Genomic DNA, 15,932 nt, shown 5'->3' with positions numbered 1-15,932 from the left:
ATGGCCATGCGTGTGGATTTTATTTTCCGATCCTAAGTTAAATGGAGATGCGCCGAACGGCTTTGCCGACCCTGTGCCCAAGGAGAGGCGCGCGGTTGTTAGGTTGCAGCCATGTCGCTCCACGGGCACCCGTATCGCCGCGAACTCGTGAGGGCGACCGGGATTTCAATCGAGCGGCGTCATGTCGCCCTGCGGGTCGGCGGCCTGACGCTCGCAGATCGCTACGGAAAACAACAACCCACCAGGGATTAACCCTGGGTATTTTCCTCGCCATAGCGACGCCTGGATCCCGCCGTAGGCATGCGGCCATGACACAGCCGGATTGCATCGGTTAACATGAAGTCTAGAAGCAGCGGGCCAGAGCGCATCTCGGCCACCGTACCGCTGCGCGTAAGTAGCAGGTAAGTTGCGGCCTTTATCGTGTTTGACAGTCGGCGAGCAGTCGCGCATGGGGTGCGGTGCGGCAGGGGCGATCATGTTGTCGAGGGTTGGAGACACCCGCTGCAACTTTCAGGCGCCATACGATACGGCGCGCCGGCAGTGCGTTCCGTATCAATGTTAGCCGAAGCGATCCGGCCGTGTCATGAGGTGCGCGCCAAAGGAGGTGCGCATCAGCACCGAGAGCCTGGTCATACTTAACCGATATTAGGGTTACACCTGAGGCATGGCCAGGTTCAGTTGCGCGACGGCAGCCTGCGCACGCAATGCCAGTCGATGCATCTGGCCACGCAGTTGGATCCCGCTCCGCTCACCGCCCTTAGCGAAGCGGCGGCGCAGATGATGAAACCGGCGCCGTCCGATTGCGATCGGAGTGGCGCCTCGCAGTTCGTCCAGATCAGGAGTGCGACGGGCCCGGCACGTTCCCCACAAGAACTGCACCCGGTACGTTCGGGTTTCCGTACGCGGGCGGCGGCGGCAGGTTAGGGTCGCTCCCGGCTGGCGCCTGCAGCGTCGTACCCGACGGATAGACGATTTGCAGTTGGCCCGTGTGGATATTCTTCGCGTATATGGGCTGGGTAACGGGCACTTCGACCAGGCGCATGCCAATACGAGGATTCTCCGTCGGATCGTTCGGCTTGGCGACGGCGACTTCTTCAACCCTGAATACAGCGCCTGGTCTGAAAACCCATTCGCCCTCCTCGGTTGCCATCGTGTTGACGGAACTGACGAATGGCGTCGCGGACTGCGCCTGAATGTCGTAGAGAGCGAACGGGTGATCCGGGCCGGTGCCCTCATCCTTGTCACCCAGAACGTACTGCGCATACTCGTTCTTGCTCGACGCCGACATGAACGCCGGAGAATTGGTTACGTACTCGCCCGGTGAAAATTTGCTCGCATAGTCGCGGTCAACGTGGGCGATGCGCAGCAAACGATTCGCCCCCCCTGGTATCGGCAGACCGTCGAGGCCGGTTTGCAATGTGCGGGCGTGCGCGGTTGCCTCAGCGTCCGGGGCACCTCCGAAAAGCTTCTTATTGAAGTCGTAATTGAAGCCCTTATAACTGACGCTGGAGCTATCGCTCGAATAGCCAGCGCTTCCGCCATCATCCACATAAGACCAATCCCGAATGGCGCGCCGCTGGTCTTCGGGCAGGTTATTGAACGCAGTGCGGTATTGCTGGACGAACGCGGGATCGTCGATCCGGCCGTCTGCAACGGAACTCCATGCGGGCGGGTTCAGAGTTTGCTCCATGGCGGTCGAAGGCGCTGCACCGTTCGACGTAGAGACCCTGAATGCCTCCGGAAACGGCCGCTCTGCTGATCCGGCAGATGACGGACTGCCGCCGGACGAGCTACCACTGTCCATACCGCCCCTCAGACCCGTGTTGCTATGCACCTGCCAGTTGCCGTGCTCGTCCAGCCTGACGGAATATTGATGGTTCGACGGGGCGTTGGTCTGATAGACGCGCCACGTGCCCTGCTCCTTGTCCCATCTGACCGGCCAGGTTTTACCGTTCACCTTGATATAAGCCTGGAGCTTGTTGTCCCTGAAGATGCCCTGCCTGTCCGGATCGGGGACCAGTTCACCGTCCGGCACGCTGGCATATCGATCGGGCACATCGAAGCGCGCACCGTTCGTCGACGGTGCATTAGGCCCGGATTTGCCGGGTTTCGCCGCACTTTCAGGCTCCCACTGTTGAGTAGTCTCATTCAGGCGAACCGGAATCTGTGGTTTTAGTTCAGAGCCTTTGTTAAACACTCGCCAGCTGTTGCTCTCTTGATCAAAGCGGGCGCGATAAGCCTTTCCGCCCAGTTCGATATACCTGTCACCGTTGGCATCCACGAGGATGCCCGGCTCCTGTCCAGGCTGGAGATCTTTAAGGGAAACACTTGGGTCGGCATAGTTCTCGAGCGCCCCGTATGACTTGTCCCCCACGCTCTGGTGTGCGAGCAGATTGGTGGGATCGACCGCGGGACCGGCCTCTGCGACTGTCTTCTCCTGGAGCGCTTTTTCGGCCGCTTTCGCTTCCGGGCTCAAGGCGAGTTCCCCCTGAGTCGCCGCAATCATGTTTTTACCCGCGCCTTGAACGAGGCCCTCGCCTGCAGCGCCGCCTTCTCTTCCAGCCAGGCCGGAAACCTCGGCGTCCCCGGCTGCCCTTGAAATACCTTTGCCCGCGAAACTGATCTCCCTGGCAACTCCGCCGCCTTCTCCAGCAAGCATGCCCACTAACGCCGAGCCATAATCGATCCCCATCCGAACGTTGACCGGCAGTGTGGAAGGCAGAGCATCAGCCAGCGGAGCCAATGGCGTCAGCCCCAGCATCGTGCGCATGATGCCTTCCAATATTTGCCCGACCAGCTTCTCCGCCCGGGCTGCGGGGGTGATGGAGTAGTCCTTGAAGCTGGCGTCCTTGAGAACGGCGTTGTACTGATCGCTGAGATCGCGCACATAGTCGCCGCTCACCGGCGGCAGGTGCTTCAGAATGTCCGTATATTTCTTCGCGGCACCCACTCCGTGATCGTTGAGGGGGCCGCTGACCTGATCATGCCAGGTGTCGAGCCTGTCGCGCAGTTCGGGCGAGTCTTGCATCCGTTGAGTGAAGGCCAGAATAACCTTGTCCTTCAACTTATCCTGCCCGGGATCAAGCTCAAAGAGTTGGCGGCCAATCAGCTCGTAGCGCTTTGCAGGATCGGCCTGCGCTTGCGCTTCGTTCAGAATGCGGTCGACTTCTCCGTTGGCTTCTTTCCAGTCGCTGTCTTCCGTACGCTGGCGTTCGCTGATCTTCGTAGAGATATTGTTTTGCAGTTTTCCTTTCAGCTCGCTGGCTTCCTGGAATATCGCCTTCCGTGTTCCTGCGTCCGGTGCATGAAGGAACCGATCGCGTAGGTTTCCAAGTTTGTCGACATCTTGCCGATCCTCCTTGCCCAGATAGGCTTCGCCCGTGGGCGGGTTGAATACACCCAAGGCCCGGTCGACAGCATCGTTGCTCACACGAGTGAATTCATCACCAACGGCGCTTTCAAGCTCGGTGGATTTCTGATCTAACGCGGCGCGTTTGTCGCTGCTGGTTTCGAGCTGGTAGGCCGAGCCCAATATGGCAATCGCGCCGCCGTAGAACTGGCGTTCGCTCCCGGGCAGTTCGGCGATCATGCATTGCAGTTGGGTTTGTTTCTGTGCGAACCGAATCACCTCGGGCGGGTAACCGGTCATCTGCTGCTGCAGGCCAGCTTCAATTTTTTGTTCGTTCTGGGTGTTCGCGTCGCTGCTCCGGTGAAGGTAGCCGTCCTGGGTATCGTACTGGTTGTTGAGCTCCTTGAACTCTTCCATGCTGGCGTTGGGCAGGAGCGGTGCGGTTTGTTCTGTGGGTTGTGCCCGTCCCCCTTGCGCGGTCGCGATGGAAAGCGTGCTGTTTGGGCCGTTGGGACTCGCGTTTTCTTTAGCGAGAGAGCCGGCGGGTACGAAGCCCTTGGACCGAGCCATCAAAACATCAAAAGTACTGCTCCTTTCCGCAGCATGACGTATTTGCTTGTTGTTCGATGTCTCCCTCTTCGGCCCGGAATGGGAATTCGATTTGGCGCTACTGCCTGCTCCAGACAGGTGTGAGGAGGCACCGGACAGCGCGGATAAAGCGGTCTTTATCAGTGGAGCCTCGTCAGATGTTTGCGAAAGTGTCGAGCCGATGGCCAGAGTACTTTCCACTGGCTGAACCTTACCGGCATCTTTGTTCGGGCTACGAATATCATCCCGGACGGCAGAAGTTGAACTACCCATTGACGGTATCGCCATTCTTTAATCTCCCGATGGAAAAGTGGCGCCGCAAAGGGATGAGCGGCGCGACGCCACGGGATACATTGCAGCATGATGAATGTCCACGGAGGCGACACTTATCCATATACACCGGCAAGGAATAGTACGCGGATCTCGCAGGCCGAACCGGGATTTCCTGGCACCGTTGTACCGGACGCAGCCGTGGCTCTGTCGGAGTATTGCTTGCGCTCTCCGTCCTTTCTCCCTGGATCCTTCATTAAGGAATCCTCAGTTAAATGCAGTGACTTACGTCTGGCACAAACCTATATCCGGTTATGGCATGGCACGGATGGGCCAATGGTTTCATGGTCACCACGGTGGCGCGAATGTTCATCGCGCACCGTCCGTCCACAACTCTCCGAGGTGCGACCATGTCAACAAGCCCGATCAGCAACGCCGCTCCGCCTGCATTGCCCATTCAACACGACGCAGACGAACCTTCGGTTCCAGCTGCCCTGTACTCATCAGGCGCGATCTTGACAGCGCGCGACAGGCCAACGCAGCAACGGCCCGGCAGTCAGGGTGATCCGGGAAAACCGCCGACGGCGCACGTGTTGCTGCAGCGTTACTCTGCTGCGAACCTGACGTCCCGATCGCCCCTGCCGCACCGCGCCATTCGCGCGACCGCTTGCCGACTTTCAAACACGATAACGGCCACAACTTACCCGCTATTTACGAAAAGCGGAATGTAGCCGACATGCGCCCGCCCTTCGCTTCCAGTATCCAATGCTAACCGATGCGATCCAGCCATGTCATGGTTGCCCGTCCCACACAGCCGCACAGACTGCCGTCGTATCACAGACACCCAGATCACAACATTTAACTTGTGTTACGCATGTAGTGCACCTTCGCTGCGCCTTGTCCTTAGACTTTGCATACGTCATCGGACAGGATTTCGCGTGTCCGATGGCGTCATTCCAGGCATTGACCTGAAATAGCCAATGAACCTATCGAGGTATCGCCCATGCAAGCAGCAATTGAAAAGCAATACTCTATGCTCCACACTCAAATGCACTCGATGTCGTCCGAACTGGATCGATCCAGCACGAGAACATCGTCGAACAGTACATTCGAGTCGAATACCTCTTCGCAACAGGTCAAAACCTTCAGCAGCGATTCCAGCTATAGTCAATCGTCCAGCTTCGGGTTAGGCGTAGCGCACCGTGTCCAGCCTGATTTCCGGCGTACCCAGTTTAACGAGTCGACGCGGGCTTTCGGGAACGATACCCGGAGCGACCGTTGCATGCCGGCCCTCGGGAACCGTACCCAAAACAGCTTTTCGCAACTCGAGTCGTCTCAGGAAATGAAAGGCATCCACGGCGGTTTCAACTTCGACCAAACCACCCGGCGCGTCTCTTACCATTCCGACAGTCGCAATGAACCGCACGATCAGGCGAACTGCCACAACGCGACTGCCGCCTGGAGCAACACCGCCGTCAGTGGCAATAAATCGAGCATCGATCTTGGCAACTACAAGGTCGATCTGAACAAGAGCGACTCGTCGATTCTCCTGACGGACAAAAAGACGGGCGAGACGACAAAAGTGTGGGGTGACCCGCATATCGACTCGAACGGAAAGTCGAGCATGTTCAAAGGTCCGCTGACTTTCGATCTGCCTGGTGGCACCAAGATGACCGTCGGAACACAGGGTAACGGCAATGTGACGTATGCCGACAGGCTAACGATCACGAACGGCAACAACGCTTACCAGGTCAACGGCCTGAGCGAAAAGAACAGTAGTCCGCTGACGGTGCAACGAACGGGCAATGGTCGCCAGCTCGACGCGCAAACGCCGGACGGCTATTCGATCGCCCCCAATAGTCACGGCAAGGGCTGGGTAGACGCGCAGACGGGCAAGGCAGCCGACTTCACCAACCACTAATCGCAACGAGAGTCGCCGGAATCCGGCGACTCTCGTTGTCAGCTGAGTTCGCGACCTCTTCAGAACGCTTGCCGTCTATTGGCTTTGATACTCAATCGTCGGGATCGTCATCCTTCTGACGCGCCGCCTTCAGACGCCGCACGCGCGCTCGTGCGTCCTCTTCGCCGCGCATTTCACGCTGCAGAGCATGAGACGAGGCGGCGGCCTTTGCTTCTGCCAGTTGCTCTGCGCTCAACGCATTCGACAATGCGGCTGCCAGCGCGACGCGTTCATCGACGTGCTTTTGCAAAGCGATGCGCCACAGCGGTGCCGCTCTATTGCCAGACGTGCATACGGCAATGATCTCGCTGCATCTCGCCTGATGCCGCGCGATGGCTTCTCGTTTCGCCGCGGTATTCGCCGCTGAACGCTCCATCTCGAGTCGAGCCGCGTTAAGAATACGCCGCCTGCGCTCGACCCTGAGCCGCCGCACGTGAGCAAGCACAATCCACAACCGCATTTGCCTCGCGTCGCTCATCGCGGCTATCCACGCGCAAGGCCGCGCAGCGATGCAATGGTGCTAGGCCATCCGCAATACTCATCATGGCGCTGACACAAGAAACGCTCAATCATCTGATGCCGGTCAATCGCCAGATCGCTGACGGAATCGTTGCCGCGGCGATACTCACCTATCTGCAGCAAAAGCTCGACCTCCTGGTAGCGGCTCATCCAGCTTCGCACGCGGTTCGCATCGTCGCGATGCACGGAACTCGTCACGCGTGTCATCACGCGGCTTTTGCTTTTCAGTACGTCGATAGCCGGATAATGTCCTGAAGCACCGAGACGCGCCGACAGCTGAATGTGGCCATCCAGCAACGAGCGCGCCTCCTCCGCGATTGGGTCGGACATCTCCTCGTCTTCGGCGAGTACCGTGAAAAACGCCGTAACCGCTCCCTGCCGCGTGAGACCAGCCGTTTCGATCAGGCGAGGCAACTCGGCGAATACGCGCGGCGGATAGCCCCGGCGCACGGGCGGCTCACCTACTGCAAGGCCGACTTCGCGCAGTGCGCGCGCGTAACGGGTCAACGAATCGAATAGCAGCAGAACCTGCTTTCCCTGCGCGCGGAGATCGCTTGCCACGCTGCAAGCCAGTTCTGCCGCCTTGATGCGCTCCGCCGCCGGCCGCTCCGACGTCGACGCAATCACAACCGAGGACGCGCGCCGCGTATGCAGATGATCATGAATGAACTCTCCCACTTCGCGGCCACGTTCGCCGATCAGCGCGATAACGATCACGTCGACGTTTGCGCCATTCGCGATCATCCCCATTAACGTGCTTTTGCCACCGCCCGCCGGCGCGAAGATGCCGACCCGCTGGCCGACGCCGCAGGTTAGAAGACCGTCGATCGCTCGCACGCCCGTCGCCAGCGGCGTCGCAATCACCGGACGTTCGAGTGGATTGATATGCGAGAGCATGCCCGCCGACTTGTGCATCTGCGCCGCTTTCGGGGGCGCGCCGCCATCGAGCGGCCGCCCCAGTCCGTCGACCACGCGCCCAAGCAACGCGAGCGCGTCGAGACTTCCCCAACTGAGCCCGCAACCTTCGACCTGTGTGATGTTCGACAGCCCGGCCAGTCCGTCCAGCGGCACGACGAACGCGCCGTCCTGAGCAAAGCCGACCACTTCGCCGAGCTGCGCTTCCCCCGTATCCGGGCGGATGAGCCGGACCATTTCCCCGATACGCAACGAGGCACCCACGACGCGCACGACGACGCCCCTCGCTTCGACTACCCTCGCGCTGAGCACAGGCGGACTCGACAACAGCGGCACGCTCGGCATATCCATTTTCATCTTGTCGTTCACTGTATGCATGGATCAACCGGGCGTAAGCGTCGCTGTCACGCGGATGCGATACGTATCTTGCGGGACTTCTTCCATCGCGAGCACGTCCGCCCGAATACCGAGCATGCGCAGAATGCGCTCCAGGTGGGGACGCAGAACGGCCGTCGTCACCACCAGCCGCGCCATGTCTTTCTGCCCGGCGAAGCTCTTTTGCAAGCTCTCGAGCCGGTCCGCGTCGAGCAGACATTGCGGTTCGCCGTTCAGGTCCTGATCGATCTGCGCTTCGAGGTCGGCTTCCCATGAAGGCTCCAGCACCGCGGCGGCGACTTCCCAGTTGTTCAGATCAGCGTACGAGCGCACCAGTTGCGGCGCAAGCGCGATGCGTGCCTCGCGCACCATCCGGTCGTACGAGCGTTCACCGTCGGGCAGACGGACGATCGCTTCGAGAATGGCTCGCAGATTGCGTATCGGCACACGCTGCGCCAACAGGCTGCGCAGCACGAAGGCGAGTTGCGACGTGCTGATTGCCGTCTGGGCAAGCGTCACCAGTTCGCGGAACTCGACGTTGATGATTCCAAGCAGGAAGCGCGTCTCCTGAGTGCCGACAAACGACGACGCGCGTTGCTCACACACGTCCAGCAAATGCGCGCAAAGCGCTTCATTGGCACCGGATGTCATGAACTGCGCGCGATCTACACCCGCCGCCGACTGTGCCGACACCCAGACGGATTTCTCCGCGCGCGGATGATAGCCCCATGTGCCTTCCATCGTCACCAGCGCCGCATCGCCACTCACCAGCACATGGTCCGCGAGCAACGTACCGCTCGAATACGGCACGTCGTCGATATCGACGATATAGCGGTCTTCTTCGAGACGCTCGTCTTTCAGCAACACAAGGCCGGGAAACGGCACACCCAGGCGCACGATCAGGTCGCGCCGCAGCTTTGCAAGCTGCTCGTTCAGTTCAACGCCGTTCAACGCACCCGCGGCCGCGCGTCCAAGACGAACGCGAAGCGGAGTGCTCGTTCCAAGCTCGACGTCGTCGAGAATGCGTTGTACGTAATTCCCGCCGTCACGCGTCATGGCCGGCATTTTTGGCCGCGCCGAACGTTCCGCAGCCTTGCGCTTGCGCATCATCGCGACCGCCACGCCGATCAGCGCGGCCGCCGCGAAAAGAAACTGCACGTGTGGAAAGCCGGGAATGGCGGCAAGTGCAATGCATGCGGCGCCGGCCATGGCGAGCGCTTGAGGATGCAGCGAGAGCTGCCCGAAGATGTCGCCGCCAAGATTCGTGCTGCCGCCGCCTGACGATACGCGCGTCACCAGCAAGCCCGCCGAGATCGATACGATCAGCGAAGGAATCTGCGAAACCAGTCCGTCGCCGACCGTGAGAATCGTGTACGTGTGCAGCGCATCGCCAAACGACAGCCCTCGCTGGCCGATGCCGACGGCGAGTCCACCGGCAATGTTCACCAACGCGACGACGAGCCCCGCAATCGCATCGCCCTTGACGAACTTCATGGCGCCGTCGAGCGAGCCGTAGAAATACGTTTCGCGCTCGAGCTCGCCGCGCAACCTGCCCGCGTCGGATGCACTGATCAATCCGCCACGCAGATCTGCGTCGATGCTCATCTGTCGCCCGGGAATACCGTCGAGCGTAAAGCGCGCCGACACTTCCGCAACGCGGTCCGCTCCTTTTGCAACAACGATGAACTGGATCGCCGACAACACGATGAACACCACCAGGCCGACAGCGACATTCCCACCTACCACCATTTCACCGAATGCGCCGATGATCTGCCCCGCGTGTGCATACAGCAGGATCATCTTGGTGGACGCGATGGCGAGCGAAAGCCTTAACAACGTCGTCATCAGTAGCAGGGACGGAAAGCTCGACAGCTCCACCGGCTTTGCGGCGTAGATCGTCGCCGTGAGCATCACGAAGCTGGTCGTGAAGCTCACGCAGATGAACAGATCGAGAATGAATGCGGGAACGGGCAGGATCAGCAGCAGCAGCACGCAAAGCAAACCCGCCCCCACGCCGAGATCGGCATGCCGCGTCACCATATCCAGCAAGTTGAACTTGCCCAGCTTCAGATTTCTGTTCATGTTATCGGCTCAATTCCCTGTGCAAGGCTCGGCGCCGTCCTTTGACATGCGGATCGCCCTCATCGTCGCGGTGCTCGCGTTTGATTTCGTTCTTGTCCATACGCAACTTTCGTCGCCACTGAAAACGCTGCAGGCGGAAATCGACAGCGGCGGGAGCAAGCTGTGACACCGCGAGCAAACCCGCCAGATGCGCAATGGACTCGCCCGTCGCGCTCAGTTGTCCACCGAACGGAAGAGCGAATGAAGGCAGCAATTCTGCGCACCATGTCGCGAACGCATGCCACACGATGAACAGCAGGATGGAAAACTGCGCCAGCGTAATCGCGGATTCGAGCAACATCTTCAGGCCGAACAGGTTCTTTATCCCTGTTAGAGGATTCAAACGTTTCAGATCCGGCGCGAGGCGCTTGAACGCGAGCAAACCGCCCGTCTGCGCGGCTTCGGGCACGATGACCGCAAGCGCGCCCGCGCCGAGCGTCGCAAACACGACGGGCAGCGCGTCTGCGAGTAGGCTCGCAATCTGCGCGTAGCGCTCGGCGAATGGTCGCGCCTGATCGAGCTGCGTCACGGCTTCCATCATGTGTACGCAAACCTTGTAGATATGCGGCGATTCCAGCAGCAGGAATAGCCACCAGAAAAGTCCGCTCACGGCGACGGTCACGTGCGTGCTCTTTGCAATGTCGCCGTCCTTGCGTGCGCGCTTCAGCCGGTGTGGAGTTGGGGCCTCTGTCTTGTCGCTCATCGAAGAATCGCGCTTTGCAGAAAAATGGCATTGAACCGCTCGAACAGCAACGGCACACAGGAAACGATGACGAAGGAAAGCACCATTGCCTTGACGGTGCGCGCGGTCGTGAACGGATTGAGCCGCTTCGCGTAACGCGACATCAACCCGAGCGATACATCGACAAGCAGCATCAATCCAACGAGAGGCGTCGCGATCTTGACGCCCTCGACGATCGACAGTGCAAGCCGCTGTTCAGCCAGCTCGCGCATCACGCGCAGGTAGTCGGGACGCGGCGCGCCGGGCGGCCAGAGTACCCACGTATCGGCGAAGAAGCCGTAAACAGTTTCAAGCCCCGTTCCGGTGAAGAACGTCAGCGTGGCAAACCAGCTGAAGAGGTGCTGGAAAAGCGCCGCTTCGTCGCGAAAGTTCGGATCGTACGACGCACCGATCGAATAGCCGCCCTGTTGATCGATAAGCGCACCGGCCGCGCCAGCCGCATGAAAAACCACGCTGAGCAGCAGCCCGAGTGTCAATCCGATCAGCACTTCGATCGCCATCGCGGCAATCGCGTGATCCGGCCACGCGGTCTGTTGCGGCAATGTCGCGAACATCAACATCAACGGCACTCGCAATGCGACCCCGACCGACTCATTGTTGCCGAACGGAACCAGCGAGAGCGCGACGGCGGGCCGGATCGTGCAAAACGCGAATCCCTGGATGTATCCGATATAGTCGGTCATCACTGCACCCTCCCCGCCGCTATGTAGGAAAATGCGTGCTCGAGGAAGCGCGTTACTTCGCTATTCCCCCAGGGCATCGCGACCATCATCACAAGACCGACGCCGATAATCTTCGCGCCGTACGGCAATGCCTGATCCTGGATCTGGGTGATGGACTGCACTAGCCCGATCAGAATGCCGATCGTCGTTGCGACCGCGAGCGCCGGCAGCGACAGCCAGAAGACGAGCAGCAGGGCATCGCCGGACAACGAGCCGAGAGTGGGATAAGCGTTCATTTTGCGTAACTGACAATGAGTCCGTGCATCAGCTTCGAAATACCCGAGACGGAAACGAGCACAAAGAGCTTCAACGGCGTCGAGACCGTTGTTGGTGACAACATCACCATCCCCATTGCCGTCAACACGTTGGCCACCACGAGGTCGATGATAAGAAACACCATATACAGCAGAAAGCCCGCTTCAAAGCCGCTCGAGATTTCGCTGATCATGAATGCGGGTATCAGCAGCGACAAGTCGGTCTCCTGCGCGTCGCGTGTCGGATCGACGCGTTTTGCCGCCGTCACGAGGAACGCCCGTTCGGCAGGTCGCGAATGGTCAAGCATGAATTCGCCAAGCGGTCCGCGCACCGCCCGATAGACCTCCGTCACGTCCGGAAACTCGCCGCGCTCGAGGCGCTCGCTGATCGACAGATCCGCGCCGATCTTCTCGACCGTCGGCGCCATTACGACCAACGTCGCCGACAGCGCCAACGCGGAGATCGCCATGTTGCCCGGCGCCTGCTGCACACCGAGCGCGGAACGCAGCAGCGTCAGCACGATGCTGAACTTGGTGAAAGAGGTAGTCATCGTCACGATGAGCGGCAGCAGTCCGAGAACGAAAAAAAAGGCGACGATCTGAAAGTTGACGATCTGCTCTCTCATGATGCCGCTTGCGGATCGGCTATATGCGCCAGATCGACGATACGCACGCCCAGCGCGTCATCGATGTCGATCAGTTCCCCGCGCGCGAACGGCACGCCCTGGCATAACAGCATGACCGCGTGCTGACGTACGGGCGTTTGCAACGACACGATCGATCCGGGTCGCAATCGCATCAACTCGTCGAGCGCGAAGGACAAAGTACCGATCACGGCGTCAAACGAAAACGTAAGTGCGCTTGCGGGAATCAGCTCGCTCGTCATTTCGCCGGCGGGGTTGTTGTCATCGATCATTGGGCGGTCTATCACCATATGTTCTCCTGCTGCTTTAAGTAGAATTCGACGCGCCCCACGGCAAAGTGGCAGGCGCAAGTATTGATGCGAGCGGCTCAACAGCAGTGCGTCGCCGCGCTGGATTCTGCGCACGCGCTGCAAGGTCAGTGCGGGGCCCGCCATGCACACGGGAACGGACACCAGGAGCCGGCTGGCGAGACGGGTCGCCTCGCCCACGGAAACCGGCTGACGCGTGAGCCACTGATCGATCACAGGGCTATAGAGCGCAAAGTGGGCTGCGCGATGCGTCCGGGAATGCGTGAGGACAAGACCGTAAGCACCTGGCAACGACGGCATATCGAAAGCCACGCCTGTCACATCGATCGCGAATCCGAACACGCCTTCAAGTGCACTTAGCCACTCGTCGAAGGCTTGTGCGATTAACAGCGGTGCCTCGATCTCCTGCTGCGCCAGCGTCTGCCGGGTCAATTCGGGGAAAAGCGCCTGCGCGTCGCAATCGAGCACGAGTGGTTCGCCCATTGCGTGTGCGAGAATCCTCAACGGATAACCCGCACGGCAAGGTTCGAATTGCAACCTAAAAGCCCGATTACCGACTCGCACCGGATAAGCGGTGCCGAAATGCAGCGCCGCAACGTTGTGCCGCTTGGCGTGCGCGAGCGACATGCGCTCCAGGTCTTGCCATGGGCTCATTGCGCCTCTCCGCCATACTGGTGTGCGTCAGAGTGCGCCAACAAGGCAATAACGTCGCGCAGTCCGTGCTCGATCACGCCGAGTATCCTCGCGGATTCGTCGTCGATGTAGCGGTACTCGGCGAGCACCATGCCGATCGCGTCCTTCATGCCGCGTTCGAGCACGCGCAATTGCGGCGTCAAGCTACCATCGATCACGCCGTGCTCGGTCTCGACAACGAGTGAATGCGGCGGCAACCCCGCATCGGACAGCACCATGAACTGAGGAATATTGAGTTCCTCCTCAAGGGTGTGCGCCGCACGTTTCGCCTGCTCACAGTCGTCCGCCGACACGCGCAAGGAAATGACGTGTTGCGCCCGCGAAGCACGGACACAGCGCCGCAAGCGGTTGAGCAAGGCAACTTCAGCAGGAAGTTCACCTAGGATCTCGGCGACAGCGCTCAGCGCCAGACCCGTAAGACGCTCTTCCAGGCAACGCGCCGCAAACGACGCGGCCGCCCGGGGCACGACGAATTCGCGCAGTGCGGCCTGGCGCCCCGCATCGTATCCACGGCGCCACGCCCGGCGCTTCAGTACGCGCACGCGGTCGGCGAGACGGGCAGTCTCGCGTGCGGCGTCCCGCGCGCGGGACGTCTCGGCCTCGCGCAGACCGTCTAGTTCCCGCAGTTCCCTGCTCGACACGTAGCCGTCCGACTCGACACGCCATTGACCCTTCCGGCATATCAACATGCTTTACCTCCAGCGAGTGCGTAGGCGGCTTCCAGCACGTCGCTCGCGGCTTGCGGGCTGATGTCGCTCGCCTGGAAGCGTGAAGCGTGTTGCGCAACGGCGACAGGCAAGCGCAACTGGAGCAACACGCGTACTGCGGGGTCGTCGATGGCATGCAGCGCGATCTGCAGACCGGCCGCAGTCATATCCGCGCGGTCGAATACGTTCAACGTCGCGCCCACATCGATGTCGACGAAACCGGTTCCCGCATTGCGTTGAATGGCGCTCAGCACCTGCGGCCCCACCAGGCTCGCGAACATTTCGCGCGCAGTCGCGCTGACCACTCTGCGCAACGAGCGCGCGTTGGCGAACGCAGCGGCCACACGCATCACCTTCGCGCACGCGGGACGCGGCAATGCGGCGAACGGAGGCACCGGCGCGATCGCACGACCGCTGGTCAGCGGCGCAAAGCGGGCGAGCAGACTGGCGTTGGCGTCGGCTTGCGCGCGCTCCGAAAGCGCGCGTTCACCGCGCGGCAACCAGCTGTAGTGCGCCCACTTCGAGAGCGTGAGGACGGGAACGAAACTCATGATGCGTCTCCACCGCCGGGACCGCCGGGCTGATCTTTGCGTTGCGCCTCGCTCTCGCTCCCGCGCTTCAGTTTCCTGCGCCGGAAGAAGGTTGGCGAGAATGAGCGGATACCGCTGTCCCACACCCATGCGGACACGATCAGCAACATCACCATCACTGTCACGGCGATCGTCGTCAGCACCAGGCTGTGGCGCGACCCGGGCGCAGATGGCGCAAAGCGCGCGTCGGCGTCGCCTTTTGCGTTGAGCGGGTCCGCCACAGGCGTCACAGGAATGAACGTCAGATACACATGGTCGGGTATCAAACCTTCGACGCTGCCCGCAACCAGCCCGCGAATCTTGTCGCGCATGTATTCGATGTTGTAGTCGCTCCGATAGCGAAGCATCACCGATGCCGACGGCGGCGTGACCTGCCGCATCAGCGGGTCGCGCTCCGGCTGCACGATATGCACGCGGGCCACAAGTACTCCGTCGATCTTCTCCAACGTTTCGGAGAGTTCCTGCGTCAAGCCATACACGTAACGCACGCGGTCTTCATCCGGATTCGAGATCAACCCCTGGCGGCTGAACAGGTCGCCAAGGTTTGCATGATTGCCGCGGGGCAACGCATATTCGCGGGTGATGTCCGTCGCGGCGACGACGTCATCGTCATCGACAGAAACGTTCCATGTCTTGTCAGGGTTGCGTTCCTTCGCACCATCGATACCGTGCTGGCTCAGAACGGCAACGATCTGGTTTGCCTGGCCCTCTTCCAGGCCTTCGAACAGTGATGCCTTGCAGCCGACGAGGAATAGCAGCGGCAGTAGAACAAGTGCTCGTCGCATCACTTTCCCTGAGTAAGCGAAGTAATAGCCTGCCCAACCTTGTCGGCAATGTTTTTTGCCAACGCGGCGCTGGTTTGCATGTCGTCGAGGTCGTATTGCAGACGAAGAAGATCGAGCGTGCGCCCGTTCGACGAGCCGTTCCTTGCGTAAGAGGCGAGATCGTTTGCAATACGCTTGTCCTGCGCCTTGAACAGCTGCTCGGCCTGCTCGATCACCCTGAACGCGGGAGAACTGCCGGCGTCGCCGAACACCTTATCGCCTGACGGATCCTGTTGGGGACCAGAAATCGGCTCTGGGGGAAATACATTCATTACCACGGGTTGTAATAGCATGTCGTTGCCTGTCGTCATCGTTGCGTCGATTCGAGGCGCAGTTGTCACTGCGCCTCGT

At 60.4% G+C, this 15,932-nt stretch carries 14 protein-coding genes; 1 reads left to right on the top strand and 13 read right to left on the bottom strand.

What is annotated here, in order from left to right; all coding sequences use genetic code 11:
• Window positions 1–835: 835 nt before the first annotated feature.
• Window positions 836–4,210: a hypothetical protein gene (locus PQR32_RS38900; RefSeq protein WP_408240214.1), complete on the bottom strand. Its 3,375-nt coding sequence runs from the start codon at window positions 4,208–4,210 to the stop codon at window positions 836–838.
• 1,000 nt (window positions 4,211–5,210) lie between these two features.
• Between PQR32_RS38900 and PQR32_RS38895 the strand changes: the two genes are divergently transcribed.
• Window positions 5,211–6,128, top strand: a complete 918-nt coding sequence (locus PQR32_RS38895) for a DUF1521 domain-containing protein (protein WP_408240211.1) — start codon at window positions 5,211–5,213, stop codon at window positions 6,126–6,128.
• A 91-nt stretch (window positions 6,129–6,219) separates the two neighbouring features.
• Here PQR32_RS38895 and PQR32_RS38890 read toward each other — a convergent pair whose 3' ends face one another.
• The 12 genes from PQR32_RS38890 to PQR32_RS38835 all read right to left on the bottom strand — a co-directional run bounded on the left by PQR32_RS38890 (window position 6,220) and on the right by PQR32_RS38835 (window position 15,892).
• Entirely contained in the window at window positions 6,220–6,417 is a 198-nt protein-coding gene (locus tag PQR32_RS38890) for a hypothetical protein (RefSeq protein WP_408240208.1), read from the bottom strand.
• A 233-nt stretch (window positions 6,418–6,650) separates the two neighbouring features.
• Window positions 6,651–7,979 carry a FliI/YscN family ATPase gene (locus PQR32_RS38885; RefSeq protein WP_408240205.1) on the bottom strand — a complete coding sequence of 443 codons (1,329 nt, stop codon included), beginning with the start codon at window positions 7,977–7,979 and terminating at the stop codon, window positions 6,651–6,653.
• 3 nt (window positions 7,980–7,982) lie between these two features.
• Window positions 7,983–10,058: an FHIPEP family type III secretion protein gene (locus PQR32_RS38880; protein ID WP_408240202.1), complete on the bottom strand. Its 2,076-nt coding sequence runs from the start codon at window positions 10,056–10,058 to the stop codon at window positions 7,983–7,985.
• Window position 10,059: 1 nt separating this feature from the next.
• Window positions 10,060–10,800, bottom strand: coding sequence for an EscU/YscU/HrcU family type III secretion system export apparatus switch protein (locus tag PQR32_RS38875; protein WP_408219709.1), 741 nt, complete (start codon window positions 10,798–10,800; stop codon window positions 10,060–10,062).
• Window positions 10,797–11,522 carry an EscT/YscT/HrcT family type III secretion system export apparatus protein gene (locus PQR32_RS38870; RefSeq protein WP_408219707.1) on the bottom strand — a complete coding sequence of 242 codons (726 nt, stop codon included), beginning with the start codon at window positions 11,520–11,522 and terminating at the stop codon, window positions 10,797–10,799. The genes PQR32_RS38875 and PQR32_RS38870 overlap by 4 nt, the downstream gene beginning before the upstream one ends.
• Complete coding sequence (sctS, locus tag PQR32_RS38865) at window positions 11,522–11,797, bottom strand: type III secretion system export apparatus subunit SctS (RefSeq protein WP_408219704.1); 276 nt, start codon at window positions 11,795–11,797, stop codon at window positions 11,522–11,524. The genes PQR32_RS38870 and sctS overlap by 1 nt, the downstream gene beginning before the upstream one ends.
• The gene (locus PQR32_RS38860) at window positions 11,794–12,441 is read right to left on the bottom strand and encodes an EscR/YscR/HrcR family type III secretion system export apparatus protein (RefSeq protein WP_408240198.1); all 648 of its coding nucleotides are present in this window, start codon (window positions 12,439–12,441) and stop codon (window positions 11,794–11,796) included. Before PQR32_RS38860 ends, sctS begins: the two co-directional genes overlap by 4 nt.
• Complete coding sequence (locus tag PQR32_RS38855) at window positions 12,438–13,421, bottom strand: FliM/FliN family flagellar motor switch protein (protein ID WP_408240195.1); 984 nt, start codon at window positions 13,419–13,421, stop codon at window positions 12,438–12,440. The genes PQR32_RS38860 and PQR32_RS38855 overlap by 4 nt, the downstream gene beginning before the upstream one ends.
• Window positions 13,418–14,149 (bottom strand): FliH/SctL family protein, encoded by a 732-nt coding sequence (locus tag PQR32_RS38850; RefSeq protein WP_408240192.1) that lies wholly within the window; start codon window positions 14,147–14,149, stop codon window positions 13,418–13,420. Before PQR32_RS38850 ends, PQR32_RS38855 begins: the two co-directional genes overlap by 4 nt.
• A complete protein-coding gene (locus PQR32_RS38845; protein ID WP_408240189.1) occupies window positions 14,143–14,718 on the bottom strand; it encodes a hypothetical protein in 576 nt (191 codons plus the stop codon). The genes PQR32_RS38850 and PQR32_RS38845 overlap by 7 nt, the downstream gene beginning before the upstream one ends.
• The gene (sctJ, locus tag PQR32_RS38840; RefSeq protein WP_408240186.1) at window positions 14,715–15,542 is read right to left on the bottom strand and encodes a type III secretion system inner membrane ring lipoprotein SctJ; all 828 of its coding nucleotides are present in this window, start codon (window positions 15,540–15,542) and stop codon (window positions 14,715–14,717) included. Before sctJ ends, PQR32_RS38845 begins: the two co-directional genes overlap by 4 nt.
• The gene (locus PQR32_RS38835; protein ID WP_408240183.1) at window positions 15,542–15,892 is read right to left on the bottom strand and encodes a hypothetical protein; all 351 of its coding nucleotides are present in this window, start codon (window positions 15,890–15,892) and stop codon (window positions 15,542–15,544) included. Before PQR32_RS38835 ends, sctJ begins: the two co-directional genes overlap by 1 nt.
• Window positions 15,893–15,932: the final 40 nt, after the last annotated feature.

It is taken from the genome of Paraburkholderia dipogonis (assembly GCF_046027395.1).
In the GTDB taxonomy this organism is placed as follows: domain Bacteria; phylum Pseudomonadota; class Gammaproteobacteria; order Burkholderiales; family Burkholderiaceae; genus Paraburkholderia; species Paraburkholderia dipogonis_A.
The sequence above is the reverse complement of the archived record's forward strand: the minus strand, read 5'-3'. Positions and strand labels throughout refer to the sequence as shown.

Bases quoted from the DNA above. Each gene is read 5' to 3' on its own strand.
- PQR32_RS38845 (WP_408240189.1), bottom strand. From the start codon at position 14,718: ATGAGTTTCGTTCCCGTCCTCACGCTCTCGAAGTGGGCGCACTACAGC.
- PQR32_RS38895 (WP_408240211.1), top strand. From the start codon at position 5,211: ATGCAAGCAGCAATTGAAAAGCAATACTCTATGCTCCACACTCAAATG.
- sctS (WP_408219704.1), bottom strand. From the start codon at position 11,797: ATGAACGCTTATCCCACTCTCGGCTCGTTGTCCGGCGATGCCCTGCTG.
- sctJ (WP_408240186.1), bottom strand. From the start codon at position 15,542: ATGCGACGAGCACTTGTTCTACTGCCGCTGCTATTCCTCGTCGGCTGC.
- PQR32_RS38870 (WP_408219707.1), bottom strand. From the start codon at position 11,522: ATGACCGACTATATCGGATACATCCAGGGATTCGCGTTTTGCACGATC.
- PQR32_RS38875 (WP_408219709.1), bottom strand. From the start codon at position 10,800: ATGAGCGACAAGACAGAGGCCCCAACTCCACACCGGCTGAAGCGCGCA.
- PQR32_RS38850 (WP_408240192.1), bottom strand. From the start codon at position 14,149: ATGTTGATATGCCGGAAGGGTCAATGGCGTGTCGAGTCGGACGGCTAC.
- PQR32_RS38900 (WP_408240214.1), bottom strand. From the start codon at position 4,210: ATGGGTAGTTCAACTTCTGCCGTCCGGGATGATATTCGTAGCCCGAAC.
- PQR32_RS38860 (WP_408240198.1), bottom strand. From the start codon at position 12,441: ATGAGAGAGCAGATCGTCAACTTTCAGATCGTCGCCTTTTTTTTCGTT.
- PQR32_RS38855 (WP_408240195.1), bottom strand. From the start codon at position 13,421: ATGAGCCCATGGCAAGACCTGGAGCGCATGTCGCTCGCGCACGCCAAG.
- PQR32_RS38885 (WP_408240205.1), bottom strand. From the start codon at position 7,979: ATGCATACAGTGAACGACAAGATGAAAATGGATATGCCGAGCGTGCCG.
- PQR32_RS38835 (WP_408240183.1), bottom strand. From the start codon at position 15,892: ATGACGACAGGCAACGACATGCTATTACAACCCGTGGTAATGAATGTA.
- PQR32_RS38880 (WP_408240202.1), bottom strand. From the start codon at position 10,058: ATGAACAGAAATCTGAAGCTGGGCAAGTTCAACTTGCTGGATATGGTG.